Origin of the sequence: Amycolatopsis acididurans, from assembly GCF_012328925.1 — a bacterium.
GTDB classification, from domain to species: Bacteria; Actinomycetota; Actinomycetes; order Mycobacteriales; family Pseudonocardiaceae; genus Amycolatopsis_E; species Amycolatopsis_E acididurans.
This window is the reverse complement of record NZ_JAAXLS010000005.1, coordinates 142,447-157,435: the sequence shown is the minus strand read 5'-3', so window position 1 is coordinate 157,435 and position 14,989 is coordinate 142,447. Positions and strand designations below refer to the sequence as shown.

The following is a 14,989-nucleotide window of genomic DNA, read 5'->3' as shown; positions in this document are numbered from 1 at the left end:
GGGCATCGAGTTCGGGCTCCGGCAGTCCTAACCCTGCCGCGCGAAGCCGGTCGACTGGAGGGACTGACCGGCGCGGGGGCGGCCGAGGCCGAGCCAGCACAGACCGGCGTCCATGATCGCCGTCGGGTCCAGCAGGTTCCGCGTGTCGACCACCGAATCGCCGTGCATGATGTCGGCGATGTAGGCCCAGTCGAGCTTGCGGAACTCGTCCCATTCGGTCAGCACGACGATCGCGTCGGCCGCCTTCGCGACCTGGTAGGGGTCGTCGACCACGCGCATCCCGGGCAGCTCACCGCCGACCGCGGGGTCGTACGCGGTGACCTCGGCGCCGTGCGCGGCCAGCATCGCCGTCACCGACAGCGCGGGCGAGTCGCGCAGATCGTTGGTACCGGCCTTGAACGCGAGGCCTAACACCCCGATGCGGGCACCGGCGAGCGTGCCGCCGACCGCACCCGCGATCTTGGCGACAATGCGGTCGCGCTGCGCGATGTTCTCCTGGATAGCGGCCGAGAGCAGGGAGAAGTCGAACCCGACGGACTCGGCGACCTGCACCAGCGCGTGCGTGTCCTTCGGCAGGCACGAACCACCCCAGCCGGGGCCGGGCTTGAGGAAGGACCGGCCGATGCGGCGGTCGTAGCCCATGCCCTCGGTGACCGAGGCGATGTCGGCGCCGAGCCGCTCGCACAGTTCCGCGACGGCGTTGACGTAGGACAGTTTCATCGCGAGGAAGCAGTTCGCGGCGTATTTGACCAGTTCGGCGCTGGCCGCGTCGGTGACCACGCTGGGCGCGGACAGGTCGGTGTAGAGGTCGGCGACCCAGCGCGCGGCGTCCTGGTCGTCGGCGCCGACGACGATGCGGTCCGGGTTGAGGAAGTCGCTGACCGCGGTGCCTTCGCGGAGGAACTCGGGGTTCGCCACGACCGGGATGTCGGTGCGGCCGAGCAGGTCGCGGATGCGCTGTGCGGTGCCGACGGGGACGGTGGACTTCGTGATCACCGAGCAGCCGGCGGGCAGCACATCGGCGACCTCGTCGATGACGGCTTCGACCGCGCGCAGGTCGGCGGCGCCGCCCGCGCCCATCGGCGTCGGCACGCAGAGGAAGACGCCCTCCGCGTCGGCGACCGCGTCGCGCGAGCCCACGACGAAGCTGAGGCGGCCGGTCGACAGTCCGCGAGAGACCAGCTCCTCCAGCCCGGGTTCGAGAATGTCCACCTGTCCGACGGCGAGTCTGGCGACCTTGGCCGCGTCCACGTCCACGCAGGTGACCTGGTGACCGAGGCTTGCCAGGCAGGCGCCCGTGGTCAGTCCGACGTATCCGGTGCCGATGACGGCGATCCGAGCTGAGCCCATGGATGCAAAATGACAGCCGGAGTTGACGGCCACGCTAACTGCAGGGGTCAGCCCCGAGTACTCCACGCTACGGGTGAGAAGGGCCACGAATCCAGCGTCTGAACGGACGTTAACCTGGGGTTTCCTAGCCAGGAAGGGATTGACATGCGGATCTTGGACACGGCCGCGATCGTCACCGGAGGTGCCTCCGGACTCGGCGGCGCCACCGCGAAGGCGCTCGCCGACAAGGGGGCGCGGGTGTTCGCGCTCGATCTGCCCGCGGGCATCGAGAAGGCCCCGCAGGTGGACGGCATCACCTATGTCGCGGCGGACGTGACCGACGGCGACCAGGTGCTCGCGGCGGTCGAGCAGGCGGCGGCCGCGGGGGTCCCGCTGCGCACGGTGGTGAACTGCGCGGGCATCGGTCCCTCGGCGCGGATCCTGTCGAAGAAGGGCCGTCACGATCTCGGGCTGTTCCGCAAGGTCGTGGAGATCAACCTGATCGGCACGTTCAACGTGATGACCCTGGCCGCGGAAGCGATCGCGAAGACCGAGCCGCTGGAGGACGGCGCACGCGGCGTGGTGATCAACACCGCGTCGGTGGCGGCGTTCGACGGGCAGATCGGCCAGGTGGCGTACTCGGCTTCGAAGGGCGGCGTCGCCGGGATGACGCTGCCGTCGGCGCGCGACCTGGCCTCGCAGGGCATCCGGGTGATGACGATCGCGCCGGGCATCATCGACACCCCGATGCTGGCGACGGTGAGCGAGGATTTCCGCGCCGGCCTCGCGGCGGGCGTGCCGTTCCCGAAGCGCCTCGGCCGCCCGGACGAGTACGCCCAGCTGGCGATCGACATCGTGGAGCACGACTACCTCAACGGCGAGGTCATCCGCCTGGACGGCTCGCTGCGGATGGCGCCGCGCTGACCAGCAGCGGACGGCGAAGCCGGTTCTTCCCGCCTCGATCCCCAGCCTCGCTCGGGATCGGGGCGGGGAAGGCTAAAGACTTCCCATGAACGGGATCTCGTTGGCGGGTCCGGACATCCACTCGCGCAGTACCTTCGTCGCCCGGACGTCGTCCTCGTTGTAACGCAGCAACCGTTCGCGCTGCTCGACGTCCGACGGAAGATCGTTCATCCCGACCGCAGCCCGGTACCACCGCATCGACGCCTCGCCGCCGGCCTCCGGGTCGCGCCAGGCGAATCCGGCGACCGGCGCCACCACCTTCAGTCCCTTGCCCCGCGAGCACAGGAACTGGTCCGACACACTGCGGAACAGATCCACCCACTCGTCGGAGTCCACAAAGGACTGGACCTCGCGCTTGACCGGAATTCCGGGATGGTCGCCGAATCGTTCCACCGAACCGAACAGCCAGCGGTTCTCGGCCATCGCGTTGTAGCAGTAGGCGCGGAAGGTCAGCCCGGCGGCGAGCGCGCGGGCGCGCACCTCCATCAGCCACGTCCAGAACTCCGCGAACGAGCGCGCTTCGTCCACTGTGGGCAGTGGGTCCCAGGTGACGAACGACCGGTAGCCCGGCGCGAACCCGACGTCCGCACCGGACAGCAGGCATCCCCACAGATACGCACCGGACTCGCCGAAGCTCTCCATGTCCACGTCGACCTCGACGTCGGCGCGCGGCACCTCGACCGAAGGTACCTTGCGCACCACGGTGAGATCGGCGAGCCACGCCCGCGCGAGCGCGACGGCGTCGGCGAAGGTGCCCGACGTCCACAGGATCGGCGGCTCCTCCGCCGGATCGAGCGCGGCCAGCTTGTCCACAGTGGATACGCCCGCGCGGCGCAGCTCCATCGCGTCCTCGCCGCGGACGACGAGGCTGACGTCCCGGACGGCGTTGAGTTCTGTCTCGCAGGTGGGCCACCACGGGCAGGTGCGGCATTCGAGCACGCGTGACGGTTCGGCCAGCGCGGGCCCGCCGCCTGCCGCCGCCTGCGCGACCGCGACCCGGTCGGCGAGCCGCACGTCGTACTCGTCGAGCGCGTTGCGGCCGCCGGGCCAGGTGGGGGCGGTCAGGTCGTGCCACAGCACCAGGTCCGCGTCGAGCCCGATGACCGCGCCGAGCGGGCGGACCGTGGCCAGGCCGCGCGCCTGCAGCATCCGGCGCAGGTGCGCGAGCCGCAGCTGATCGCGTGGCTGCGAGCGCACCTTGCGGGTTTCATCGACGGTGGCGTTACCGGGATCGAGGTCCGTCAGTGAGGTGGTGACCGCGCCGGTGCCGGGGTCGGTGATGCGGTGCCGCACGACCAGCATCGGCAGGTAGCCGCCCTCGGTGCCGATCAGCAGTTCGGCCCCGCCGCGGCGGTGGCCCTCACGATCGGCGGGCAGCAGCGCGCCCCAGATGTAGGAGACGCCGTCGGCCAGCGCCTGCTCCGTCATCCCGACCCGCTCGTCGGTGGGCAGCTCGCGCGGTACCACGACCCACGAGCCGGGTACGGCCTCGACCAGCCGCTGCCGGATCTCGGCCCGGTGCGCGGCCGCGTCGGCGATGCGCTGCTCGGCGGCGGGATCCGGCGGGGCGAGCGGGGTGCCGCGCATGGCCGGATCGTGCTCGAGGTGCACGCGGCGACGGCACCGGCTCATCGCGGTGGCGTCCAGCAGCACCTCTGTTTCCATGCAGACCACTTTAGAAGCTACCCCCGACAAAAAGTCACCGGCCGGTCACGTGTCCGGTATGCCGCCGCGGGACTCGACCAGTAAGTTTCAGTGCATGTCACGCAACAAGGCGGAGAGCAAGGGCCTGACGCCGAAGAAGGCGCGCAACGCCGTCTCCGTGGCCAAGATCGTGGTGCCCGCGGTGGCGCCGGTCCTCGCCCCGGTCGCGGTGCGTGCCGCCGGAGCCGTGCGCGAGGCGTACGACCGCTATCAGGCGCGGCGGCTCGGCGTGCCGGTCGCGCGGCTCTCGGAGTTCACCGGCCGCGGCGCGCATCTGCTGGCGCGTATCGCCGGGGTGCACGAGGCGCTGGCCGACCTGCGCAAGGCCGAGCGGCACACCGGCGAGGACGAGAAGTTCGCCGCCGACGCGCAGGCGACGCTGGAGCAGCTGACCGCGGCCGTGCGCGCCGCGGAACGCATGCCCGCGGCGCGCCGGAAGTCGGCTCACCAGGCGGTGGCAGGGGAACTCGAGCAGCTCGAGTCCCAGATCCTGCGCCGCCTCGGTGTCTAGCCTGCCGACCCGGAACCCCGACTCGGCAGCGCCAGCCCGAACTCGACCGCGCGCCAGCCCGAACTCGGCCGCGCGCCGACCCGGACTCGCCGAACCCGAGCCCGCCCGCACAAACCCGAACTCGGGCGCACGCAAACCTGAACTCGGCAGCGCGCGAACGTCAATTCGCCAGCGCGCAGACCCGAACCCGACCGCATGCAAACCCGAACCCGACCGCATGCAAACCCGGACTCGGCCGCACACAAAGCCGGACTCGCCAGCCCACACACCCGAACTCGGTAGCGCGTAAACCCAGACTCGGCCGCGCGGAAACCTCAACTCGCCAAGGCCACAAACCGAGCCCGCCAGGCCACAAACCCGAGCCCGCCAGCCCGCACGCCCCCGAGCCTGGCCACGCACAAACCTCAACTCGGCAACGCGCAAGCCTCAACTCGCCCACACGCAAGCCTCAACTCGCGAGCGCGCAAGTCTGGACTCGGCCGCACGCAAGTCTGGACTCGCGGTTAGCTGATGAAGCCTTTGGAGATCATCCAGTCGCGGGCGACCTCGCCGGCGTCCTTGCCGTCGACGTCGACCTCCTTGCAGAGTTCGATCATCTGCTTGTTGTCCAGCGCCTTGCCGACCGGCACGAGCACGTTCGCCAGCGCCGGGTGTGCGGCGAGGAAGGACTGCTTCATCGTCACGGCGGCGTTGTACTGCGGGAAGAACTTCTTGTCGTCGTCCAGCACGCGCAGGTTCAGGCCCGCGATCCGGCCGTCGGTGGTGAAGATCTCGCCGAAGTTGCAGGTGCCGGCCGCGATCGCCGAGTAGATCGCACCGGTGCCGAAGGTCTTGACGTTCGTGGCCGGGAAGCCGTAGGTCTTCTGCACCCCCGGGAACCCGTCCTGCCTGGACGCGAACTCGGTCTCGACGCAGAACACCGCCTGGTCCGGGTGCTGCTTGAGGAACGCGGCCATGTCCGAGTTGGTCTTGAGGTTGTGCTGCTGCGCGTACGCCTCCGTGGTGCCGAACGCGTAGGTGTCGTTGACCGGCGAGTAGTCCAGCCACGTGATGCCGTTCTTCTTCTCGTCGGCGGCCTTCACCGCGTCGTACTGCGCGCGCTCGTCCGGGATCGGTTCGGTGTTGCCCTGGTAGGAGATCCAGCCGGTGCCGGTGTACTCCCACATCAGGTCGATCTGCCCGTTGAGCAGCGCCTGCCTGCCGCTGTTCGACCCGGCGATGTTCGTCATGTCGATGACGTCGGCACCGGCGGCGGACAGCGCCAGTTCGGCGATATATCCGAGGATGATGTTCTCGGTGAAGTCCTTCGACCCCACCGTCACCTTCACCCCCTGCAGGCTCGGCACCGGCCGGATCGACCCTGGCTTGACGTCGTAGGGCAGCGCGGCGTTGACGTTGAGCCCGCACGCCGTCAGCGACGTGGCGAGCACGGCCGCGCTGATGATCGCGGCGACTTTCCTCATGACAGCCCCCTCGGTCCGAGAAGCTCCTCCAGCACCGCGCCGATCCAGTCGATGAGCAGCGCCAGTCCGACCGCGAGCACGGCACCGACGATCAGCACCGGCGTGCGGTTGAGCTTGTAACCGGTGTCGATCAGTTCGCCGAGCCCGCCGCCGTTGACGAAGAACGCCAGCGTCGCGGTGCCTACGGCCAGCACGAGCGAGGTCCGCAGACCGGCGAGGATCAGCGGAATGGCCAGCGGCATCTCGATGCGGAACAGCACCCCGGCGCCGGACATCCCGATGCCGCGGCCGGCGTCGGTGAGCGCCGGGTCGACCGCGTCGATGCCGACGATGGTGTTACGCAGCACGGGAAGCAGCGAATAGAACGCGATCGGCAGTACCGCGCACCAGAAGCCTTCCCAGCTGGTCCACAGGAAGAACAGCACGATCACGCCGAGCGCGGGCGCTGCTTGCCCGATATTGGCGATGGCGAGGAAGAACGGCGCCACGGGCCGCGCCCATGACCGGGTGAGCATCATGCCGAGCGGCACCGAGATGACGACCACGATCACCGCGACGGCGATGGTGATCAGCAGGTGGTGCCAGGTGTCGCCCAGCAGCGTGCTCCAGTTGAGGCTTTCCTTCTCGATCGAGTCGTTGTTCCTGGTCATCGCCCAGATCAGCACCGCGCCGACGATGACGACGACAGCGGCGGGCTGGGCGAACAGGCGTGCGCGATCCGCGCGGCGCGAACCGGATTCGGTGGAGAAACCGCTTTCTACGGTGGTGGTCATGACTCGGTGTGCTCCTCGCGCAGGCGCTGGATGGTCGCCATCACCGTGTCGAGCTGGATGGTGCCGACGTACTCACCACGCGAACCGGTCACCGGGACGCCGCCGCCTTCCACCAGCATCGCTTCGAGCGCGTCCTGCAGCGTCGACTGCAGGCTCACCATGTCCCCGATCGGCTTGCCCGCCGTGGTCAGCGACGTGGCCGCGACCAGGTCGCGGACGTGCACCCAGCGGACCGGACGGCGCCGGTCGTCGAGGACGAGCGCGTACCGGACGCCCTGGTCGGTCATCCGCTGCCGGACCTCGGCGGGCGATTCGCTCTGCGCCGCGGTCATCGGAGCCTCGTTCAGCTCGACGTCGCGCACCCGCAGCAGGGTGAGCTGCTTGAGCGAGGCGCCGGCGCCGACGAAACCGGCGACCGTGTCGTCGGCGGGGTTGGCCAGGATCGCGTCCGGGGTGTCGTACTGCAGGATGCGGGACTGTGGCCCGAGCACCGCGATCTTGTCGCCGAGCTTCACGGCCTCGTCGAAGTCGTGCGTGACGAACACGATCGTCTTGTGCAGTTCCGACTGCAGCCGCAGCAGTTCGTCCTGCAGGTTTCCGCGCGTGATCGGGTCGACCGCGCCGAACGGCTCGTCCATCAGCAGCACCGGCGGGTCCGCGGCCAGCGCACGCGCCACGCCGACGCGCTGCTGCTGACCGCCGGAGAGCTGGCGCGGGAAGCGGTTGTGGAACTGCTTCGGGTCGAGCCCGACCAGGTCCATCATCTCCTCGACCCGGTCGTTGATCTTCTTCTTGTCCCAGCCGAGCAACCCCGGTACCACGGCGATGTTCTGCGCGACGGTGAAGTGCGGGAACAGACCGGCCTGCTGGATCGCGTAGCCGACCTTGCGGCGCAGCCGGTCGGGGTTGAGCTTGAGCGCGTCCTCGCCGCCGATGGTGATCTTGCCGGAGGTGGGCTCGATCAGGCGGTTGATCATCCGCATGGTCGTCGTCTTGCCGCAGCCGGACGGGCCGACCAGGATGACGATCTTCCCGGCGGGAATGGTCATAGTGACGTCGTCGACGGCCGGTTCACGTGAACCGGCGTACCGCTTCGTCACGTGCTCCAACTGGATCTCGACGCCCGAAACGGCGCCGTCCGACGTGGTGTTCGCTGTGGTTTCGATCGTTTCAGACACGGACACCCCTTGGCACGGTGAAGCGGGCGATGAGGACGTAGATGCCGTCGAGGATCAGCGCGAGGATCACGACGCCGATCGTTCCGGCGAGAGCCTGGTTGGTCGCGTTCGCACTGCCCGCGCGGGTCAGCCCGGAGATCACCTCGGAACCGAGGCCGGGTCCCTTCGCGTACGCGGCGATCACCGCGATGCCCATCAGCATCTGGGTTGCGACACGCATCCCGGCGAGGATCGCCGGCCAGGCGAGCCGCAGTTCGACACGGGTGAGCACGCCGAAGCGGCCCATCCCGATGCCCTTCGCGGCGTCGGTGACCGCGGGATCGACGCCGCCGAGGCCGACGATCGTGTTGCGCACGATCGGCAGCAGCGCGTAGACGACCAGCGGGATCATGCTGGGCGCGACACCCAGCCCGACGATCGGGATCAGCAGCCCGATCAGCGCGAACGACGGAATGGTCAGGATCGTGCTGGCCAGCGCGGTGGCCAACGCCGATCCGATCGGGCTGCGGTAGACCGCGACTCCGATGAGCACGCCCAACACGGCGGCGATGACTGTGGCCTGCACGACCTCGCTGACGTGGAGCCACGCCTGCAACGAAAGCCTGCTCCACCGGTCTGCCACGTACTCGAACAGGTTCACGCGGGGCGCCCCTCCCTCCCGATCCAGGTCACTCGTTCGGACCAACGAGCCGGGCATGGGAGCGCCCTGTTCAGCACGTCAGTGCGGACCCCCGTAGACCGACTGCGTTGGTTAATGGCCAGCTCACCGTTCCGCAAAACATGGCGGTGAGCAACTATCGCGACCGTCCAAAGTCCCCTGTGTCGCTCGTTCGCATGACACCTGACCAGGAAAGATAACCTTTTTTCACCTTTTTCCGGCGACACGCGCCGACGTAGCGCTCACCACATGAGACAAGCTCGTGATCGTCTTGGCGCGTCTCCTAGGCTGTGCGGGTGAGCAAAGACCCCCGATCGCATGGTGGCTTTCGCACCGTGCGTGGTGTCCTGCTCGCGTCCAGCTCGGCCGGACTGGCCGTCACCGCACACGCACTGGCCGACGGCGAACTGCCCAACACGGCGCTGACGCTGCTGCTGACCGCACTCGTCGGCTGGACGGGGTCTGCGCTGGCGGAGAAGGTCCGCGGACCACTCGGCATCCTCGCCGTCCTCGGCGTGGCGCAGGCCGCCATGCACCTCGTGCTGACCGAGCTCGCGGGGCACATGGGCCCGGCACACGCCGACATGTACCTCACGCACGCGACGGCGACCGCGGTCACCGCACTGCTGGTGGCGCGTGCCGAGTGGATGCTGCGGGTGGCGGTGTCCCGGCTGGGGCTGCTGCCGCTCGTCGTCCGGGGACAACCACCCGTCCCGGCCGGACCGGCCCCGGCACCCGTCGTCTGCGCACCGGACGTCCCGCTGATGTCGGTGCTGTTAAAACGTGTTCACGGCCGCCGCGGCCCGCCGTGCTGCTCCTGAAATTCCTCTTTCACTCCAGCGCAACGCGCTGGCCCCAACACATTCAGGAGCATGCACCTTCATGTCTACTCATCGCGCGCTGCGCGCGACCGTCGTCGCGGTCGCCTTCGGCGCAACCGGCCTGCTCGGCGCGGGCGTCGCCTCGGCGCACGTCACGGCCGACATCTACGGCAGCGAACCGCAGAAGGGCGGCAGCGGAGCCATCGTGCTGCGCGTCCCCAACGAGGAGGCCGACGCCGGGACCACCAAGGTCGAGATCGACTTCAAACCCGAGTACGCACTCAGTTCCGTTCGCTACAAGCCCGTTCCGGGCTGGACCGCCGAGGTCACCAAGACCCAGCTGCCCGCACCGGTGAAGAACGGCAAGAACCTCGATGTGACCAACCCGGTCACGAAGATCGTGTTCACCGCGCAGCCGGGCTCCGGGATCGCCAAGGGCGACGCGGAGTACCAGGACTTCGAGATCACCGCGTCCACGCTTCCGTCCACTGTGGATGAGCTGGTGCTGCCCGCGATCCAGACCTACGACAACGGCCAGGTCGTGAGCTGGGACCAGGTGTCCACCGGCGGTGCGGAGCCGGAGCACCCGGCGCCGACGGTCAAGCTGGCCGCCGCGTCCGCGGGCGGCGACGACCACGCCGCCATGGCCTCCGGCTCGGGCGAGAGCGGTTCCGGCGGCAGCAGCGGCACCGACGACACCGCACGCTGGCTCGGCGGTGCCGGACTGATCGTCGGGGCGCTCGGCCTCGGCGTCGGCGGCGGTGCGGTGCTGCGTTCGCGCAAGGCGGGCAAGTCCAATGCGTAAGGTGCTCGCGACCCTGGCGCTCACGGCGGCCGCCATGCTCGGCATGGCCACCCCGGCATTGGCGCACAACGTGCTGATCTCGACCGATCCCGGCAAGGGCGCCTCCCTCGAAACCGGTCCCGCGAAGATCACGCTGACGTTCGACGCGCCGGTGCAGGGCGGCGACATCAACCAGATCTCCGTGCTCGGCCCCGGCAACACGCAGTGGGCCGAGGGCAGCGTGGAGATCAACAGCAACGTGGTCAGCGCACCGATGCGGCCGCTCGGCCCGGCGGGCACCTACACCGTCGGGTACCGGGTGCTCTCCGCCGACGGGCACGCCGTCGAGGGCGAGTACACCTTCACCCTCACCAAGGCGGGCACCGGCACGCCGGCCAGTGCCAACGCCGCGACCGGCACCGCCGCGCAGTCCGGCGGCTCGGGCGGCGGCGTGCCGGTGTGGGTGTGGATCGTCGGCGCGGTCGTGCTGCTCGGCCTCGGGCTGACCGTCGCGTTGCGGATGGGCAGGAACGCGGAGCAATGACCCGGCGAGGAGCACAGCGGGGAGCGGTCGAGGCATGAAACCGGCCGAGATCACCTCGCGCGTCAACTACCCGCCCCTGATCACCGCGATCACCGCCGCGCTCGCCGGGGTGCTGATCGGCGTCGCGCTCACCGCGGCGGCGCCGGTGCCGGGGGTGGCGCAGGCGAGCGAGGTGGTCTCGGTCGCGATCCCGGTCGTGCGCGTGGTGCTCGACCTCGCGGCGGTCGCCACGATCGGGCTGGCGCTGCTGTCCGTGCTCGTCGGTTACGACCGGCCGAAGCTGACCGAGCCGGTACTCGCGGTGGCCAGGCCCGCCGCGGTCGCGAGCGCCTTGCTGTGGGCGGTCACCGCGCTGGTCACACTGGTGTTGCAGACCGTCGAGTTCCGGCCCGGCCACAGCACGATCGGCTTCGGCGACATCTGGGCTTACGTCGTGGAGATCGGCGCGGGCAAGGCCCTGCTCGCGGTCGCCGGGCTCGCGCTGGCCCATGCCGCACTCGGCGTGCTCGCGCTGCGTCACGGCGAGAAGGTGCCCGCGGAGGTGCGCGTCGGGGTGGGCCTGTTCGCGCTGCTCCCGCTGCCGGTCACGGGACACGCGTCGAACTGGAACTTCCACGACTACACGATGATCTCGATGGAACTCCACGTAATGGCGGCCGTCGCCTGGACGGGTGGGCTCGGCGCGATGGGAGTACTGCTCGCGACGAACCGCACGCTGCTGGCCCACGCGCTGCCGCGGTTCTCCAAGCTCGCGACGCTGTGCCTGGCACTCACGGTGGTCACCGGCCTGTTCAATGCGGGCGTGGAGATCCTGGTGAACCCGACGATCGGGTTCTGGCACGGCCTGTTCGGCACGCCCTACGGCAGGCTCGTGGTGCTCAAGATGGTGTGCGCGGCGGCGATCGGCGGGCTGGGCGGATACCTGCGGTGGCGGCTCATTCCGAGGATCATGCGGCACGAGCGCACCGCACTGGCGATGTGGGCGAGCCTCGAACTCACCGTGATGGGACTGGCCTTCGGGTTCGCGGTGGTGCTGACCCGCGCCCCGGCGTCGTAACGTGCTGTAGCTGCAAATTGCACCTTGCGAGTGACGCTTAGTCCGATCCGGGGTGACTAGTTGAGCCGAATTTACTACTAAATGCACGTGCAGATGCACAAACGACAAGCGGTCACGAACCATCGGCGAATGTCACCGGGTTTCAGCGGTAGCGAGCCCACAGGCCGTGGCTGTGGCCCGAGCGCAGATCGTCGAGCCGCTTGCGCAACTCGCCACGCACCTCGGGATGGCTGCGCAGGATAGGCAGCACGCTGGTGGTCAGCTTCAGCTCACGGGCCGCCCTGAGCACGTCGAAGCCCTCCCAGGCGGCCACGTCGAAGCCGTAGGTGTCGGCCAGCATCCGGTAGCGCCCGGCGGGGTCACCGAACCGCTCCCGGCCGACGGCCAGCGGTGTCAGGTCCCATTCCCTCGGCCCGACGCTCGCCGAGTCGAAATCGCACAGCACCGGACCGCCGGCGCCGACGATCACGTTGCCCGGATGCGCGTCGCCGTGGATCAGGCCCCTGGGCAGCGGAAACTCCAGCTCGCCGAGCGCGGCCTCGACCGCCGCGCAGCGGTGCAGCAGGAATTGCCGGTCACCGGGGTCGATCTCCTCGGCGTCGGCGACCCTGGCCCGCACGTCCGCCAGCGGCGCCCATTCCGGCACGTCGGCGGGTGTGGGCAGCTCGTGCACACGGCGCAGCAGCCGCCCGAGGTCGGCGGCGCTCGCGCGCCGGGCGACCGGTTCGACGTACTGCCACACCGTGACCACGTGCTGGCCGACGTGCAAGGGCTGGTCGACACTGGGAAGCAGGCGGATCGCGGGAATGTCGTGCCGCTCGAAATGCCGCGCGACGGCCACCACCTTGGCCACCCGGTGGCGCAGCGTCCGCGAACCGACGATCCGCACCACCACGGGGGCGCCGGCCAGCGCGTAGACCGCGTTGTTGGTGAACCTCAGCAGCCGCGCGCCGCGGTGGTCGAGCCCGAGCACGGCGCAGGTCCGCGCCAGCGCCTCGTCGAGCTTTTCCCTGGTGAAACGGCCTTCGGCGGCCGGGGCGGTGCCGCACCTGTCCCGGACGTGCTTGTGGGCACGACGGGCGGGAGCGGCCTCGACCCGAGATCCGGGTGCGCGGACGCCGCGTTCGCGGAGCCTGCGGCGGGATTTCTCGGTGGTCACGACGGTGCCCCCAAGGTGGCGCCTGGTCAGGCGGCGTAGAAGGTGCCGAGACGCTCGGCCAGATCGCGGGCGTCCGGGTTGTTCTTGCGCTTGTCGGCCTCTTCCTTCAAGGGCAACATGCGGTCCTTGACGCGGGCCGACTTCAGCCCCTCGGCCGCCTCGAGCGCGGCCCTTCCCACTCTGGCGCCGTGGTCGATATCACCCTCGAGCAGGTGGTTCGTGGCCAGCGCGCTCAGGTTGAACGTCTTGCTGCGCTGCATGTCCTCGCCATAGTCGCCGACGGCCTTGGTCAGCGCGGGAATCGCGTACTTGGTGTGCTTGAGGTCCACCTTGCGCGCGAGCACCGTGTGCACCGTGCCGATCATGGCGTAGACGTCGGTCTCGTTGAAGAACTTGACCCAGTCCTCGGCCTCGGCGAGGTTCGCGCGGGCGAACTCGTCCTTGGCCAGTCCGAGCAGCTTGAACGCCTGCTCCTCGTTCTCCATCATCGCGTAGGCCCAGGCCTGGTTGGCCGCGAGCACCGCGATGGCCAGCTCCGAACCGGACTCCTGCGCCGCGATCTGGCCGAGCTGGAACAGCTTCAGCGCGTCGTTCGGCGCCTCCTGGTGCAGGTAGACGCGGCCCATCCGGTACAGGATGTTCGCCACCAGCGGGTTGTTGTCGCCCTGTTTGGCCAGCTCGAGGGCGTTCGCGAAATGCCCGCGCGCGGAGTCCATCAGCCCGGTGTCGAACGAGGTCCAGCCCGCGAGACTGTGCAGGTCGGCCAGCGCGACGAAAAGTCTGGACTTGACCGGGCTGGTGGCCGAAGAGTCCAGCATCTGCTGTCCCCAGGACAGCTGCGCCACCACGGCATCGCGGCAGAAACCGCCGCCGTACTGGTAATCGAGTGCCCGCAACGCCCTCGTCGCGGCCTCCACCTGGCGCACATCGGTCATCCCGATATGCCCCGGTGCCGGCGTCCTCGCGGGACTAGCCCCCCAAGCCTGCGGCGACGTTCCGAAGACCGCCGCGCCCATCGTGACCTGGGCGGCATGCGCGAGGAAGTTCCGCCGTTTCACGGACTCGTCCTCCTCAGCCTGCTGCTCGTCGGCTGCGCCGACGACCTGAATCTCGGTGGCCTCGTCGTAGGCGAGGCCCATGTATCCACGGGGGACGCCAAGGCCGTCGGCGATCCGCGCCAGCACGTCATAGGCCATGACCTGGCGTCCCTTGAGGATCTCCGACACTTCGGACTGTGACTGGCCGGTCAGCGCGGCGATCTGACGCTGGGAGATGCCTTCCTTCCGCAAGTTGCGGTAGACGGCACTGACTTCACGCGCGGCGAGCGCCTCGCGCATCTCGCGCTTCTCCCAGACATCAGCAGAGATCGGGTGCCCCTGCCGGGCATCCGCAGCGCTACTGGCATCCATGTTGCGCCCCCTCACAGTCCACCTTGGGCGTCGATTCGCAGCGTAGGCATACCCATTCAACCGCGCGAAACGCCGTTTGCCGAGTCTGATCGGCCGGACCGAACTATCCCGACCGCTTACCGTGGAACCCGGGCCGGTCGCCGCTATGACGGCGGTTCGGCTTCTCTTCCGCTCGGGTTCACCTCAATCTAGATATCAGTTCTCCGTGAGCGACCGGGCACTGCCCGCGATCACACAGAGCAACGACAAGACGCGACATGCAAGACCCGAACCGACAGAGCGGAGTTGACGCGGTGGAGTTCCTGGACTCGATCCCGGCAGCACGTGCGACCGCACAGGCGATGAGGGGCCCCGTGCGCCCCGCCGGTCACGCCGGCCTGGCGGCCCGCTCGGCGGTGCCCGCGGTCACCGACCCGCGCGCCGCGCAGGTGCGCCGGTACGAAGGCGGGCAGCTGGTATGGCGTGTGCAGTGCGGCGACATGATCAACCGCGAACGGTGCGTGACCGTGCTCGTGCAGGACGACCAGGTGGTGCTCGTCGGCCCGCCCGGTGAGACCGCACGACTGACCGCGGGCCAGCTCGGCCAGTTGCGGGCGGCGCTCAACGAAGCCGCGAAGCTTACGGAAAGGTGACGGT

At 69.4% G+C, this 14,989-nt stretch carries 15 protein-coding genes; 7 read left to right on the top strand and 8 right to left on the bottom strand.

Translation table 11 applies throughout. The features are described from left to right. Positions 1 to 27: 27 nt before the first annotated feature. Positions 28 to 1,350 (bottom strand): UDP-glucose dehydrogenase family protein, encoded by a 1,323-nt coding sequence (locus HFP15_RS10900; protein WP_168514266.1) that lies wholly within the window; start codon positions 1,348 to 1,350, stop codon positions 28 to 30. 144 nt (positions 1,351 to 1,494) lie between these two features. On the opposite strand from HFP15_RS10900, the gene HFP15_RS10895 reads away from it, so the two are divergent. After that, positions 1,495 to 2,253: an SDR family NAD(P)-dependent oxidoreductase gene (locus HFP15_RS10895; protein ID WP_168514264.1), complete on the top strand. Its 759-nt coding sequence runs from the start codon at positions 1,495 to 1,497 to the stop codon at positions 2,251 to 2,253. A 72-nt stretch (positions 2,254 to 2,325) separates the two neighbouring features. Here HFP15_RS10895 and HFP15_RS10890 read toward each other — a convergent pair whose 3' ends face one another. Beyond that, complete coding sequence (locus tag HFP15_RS10890; protein ID WP_168514262.1) at positions 2,326 to 3,957, bottom strand: TM0106 family RecB-like putative nuclease; 1,632 nt, start codon at positions 3,955 to 3,957, stop codon at positions 2,326 to 2,328. Between the two features lie 94 nt (positions 3,958 to 4,051). Here HFP15_RS10890 and HFP15_RS10885 point away from each other — a divergent pair, with 94 nt between their 5' ends. Then, entirely contained in the window at positions 4,052 to 4,507 is a 456-nt protein-coding gene (locus tag HFP15_RS10885) for a DUF6474 family protein (protein ID WP_168514260.1), read from the top strand. A 503-nt stretch (positions 4,508 to 5,010) separates the two neighbouring features. Here HFP15_RS10885 and HFP15_RS10880 read toward each other — a convergent pair. The 4 genes from HFP15_RS10880 to HFP15_RS10865 are packed head-to-tail and all read right to left on the bottom strand — an operon-like array spanning position 5,011 to position 8,561. After that, entirely contained in the window at positions 5,011 to 5,970 is a 960-nt protein-coding gene (locus HFP15_RS10880; RefSeq protein WP_168514258.1) for a glycine betaine ABC transporter substrate-binding protein, read from the bottom strand. Further along, positions 5,967 to 6,743, bottom strand: coding sequence for an ABC transporter permease (locus tag HFP15_RS10875; protein WP_168514256.1), 777 nt, complete (start codon positions 6,741 to 6,743; stop codon positions 5,967 to 5,969). The genes HFP15_RS10880 and HFP15_RS10875 overlap by 4 nt, the downstream gene beginning before the upstream one ends. Beyond that, the gene (locus HFP15_RS10870) at positions 6,740 to 7,927 is read right to left on the bottom strand and encodes an ATP-binding cassette domain-containing protein (protein ID WP_312871530.1); all 1,188 of its coding nucleotides are present in this window, start codon (positions 7,925 to 7,927) and stop codon (positions 6,740 to 6,742) included. The genes HFP15_RS10875 and HFP15_RS10870 overlap by 4 nt, the downstream gene beginning before the upstream one ends. Continuing rightward, a complete protein-coding gene (locus HFP15_RS10865; RefSeq protein WP_168514254.1) occupies positions 7,914 to 8,561 on the bottom strand; it encodes an ABC transporter permease in 648 nt (215 codons plus the stop codon). The genes HFP15_RS10870 and HFP15_RS10865 overlap by 14 nt, the downstream gene beginning before the upstream one ends. A gap of 314 nt (positions 8,562 to 8,875) precedes the next feature. Between HFP15_RS10865 and HFP15_RS10860 the strand changes: the two genes are divergently transcribed. From HFP15_RS10860 to HFP15_RS10845, 4 genes are all read left to right on the top strand, one after another. Further along, positions 8,876 to 9,400: a hypothetical protein gene (locus tag HFP15_RS10860; RefSeq protein ID WP_312871529.1), complete on the top strand. Its 525-nt coding sequence runs from the start codon at positions 8,876 to 8,878 to the stop codon at positions 9,398 to 9,400. Between the two features lie 61 nt (positions 9,401 to 9,461). Beyond that, entirely contained in the window at positions 9,462 to 10,205 is a 744-nt protein-coding gene (locus tag HFP15_RS10855) for a YcnI family copper-binding membrane protein (RefSeq protein WP_168514252.1), read from the top strand. Next, a complete protein-coding gene (locus HFP15_RS10850) occupies positions 10,198 to 10,728 on the top strand; it encodes a copper resistance CopC family protein (RefSeq protein WP_168514250.1) in 531 nt (176 codons plus the stop codon). Before HFP15_RS10855 ends, HFP15_RS10850 begins: the two co-directional genes overlap by 8 nt. A gap of 34 nt (positions 10,729 to 10,762) precedes the next feature. Beyond that, on the top strand, positions 10,763 to 11,785 hold the full coding sequence (locus HFP15_RS10845; RefSeq protein WP_168514248.1) for a CopD family protein: 1,023 nt from the start codon (positions 10,763 to 10,765) through the stop codon (positions 11,783 to 11,785). A gap of 142 nt (positions 11,786 to 11,927) precedes the next feature. Here the strand turns inward: HFP15_RS10845 and HFP15_RS10840 are convergent, their stop codons facing one another. Together HFP15_RS10840 and HFP15_RS10835 are read right to left on the bottom strand one after the other, a co-directional pair. Continuing rightward, positions 11,928 to 12,776 carry a phosphotransferase enzyme family protein gene (locus HFP15_RS10840; protein ID WP_210717085.1) on the bottom strand — a complete coding sequence of 283 codons (849 nt, stop codon included), beginning with the start codon at positions 12,774 to 12,776 and terminating at the stop codon, positions 11,928 to 11,930. A 194-nt stretch (positions 12,777 to 12,970) separates the two neighbouring features. Beyond that, complete coding sequence (locus HFP15_RS10835; RefSeq protein ID WP_168514246.1) at positions 12,971 to 14,353, bottom strand: helix-turn-helix transcriptional regulator; 1,383 nt, start codon at positions 14,351 to 14,353, stop codon at positions 12,971 to 12,973. Between the two features lie 293 nt (positions 14,354 to 14,646). Between HFP15_RS10835 and HFP15_RS10830 the strand changes: the two genes are divergently transcribed. Further along, entirely contained in the window at positions 14,647 to 14,985 is a 339-nt protein-coding gene (locus HFP15_RS10830; protein WP_168514244.1) for a hypothetical protein, read from the top strand. The last annotated feature ends 4 nt before the right edge of the window (positions 14,986 to 14,989 follow it).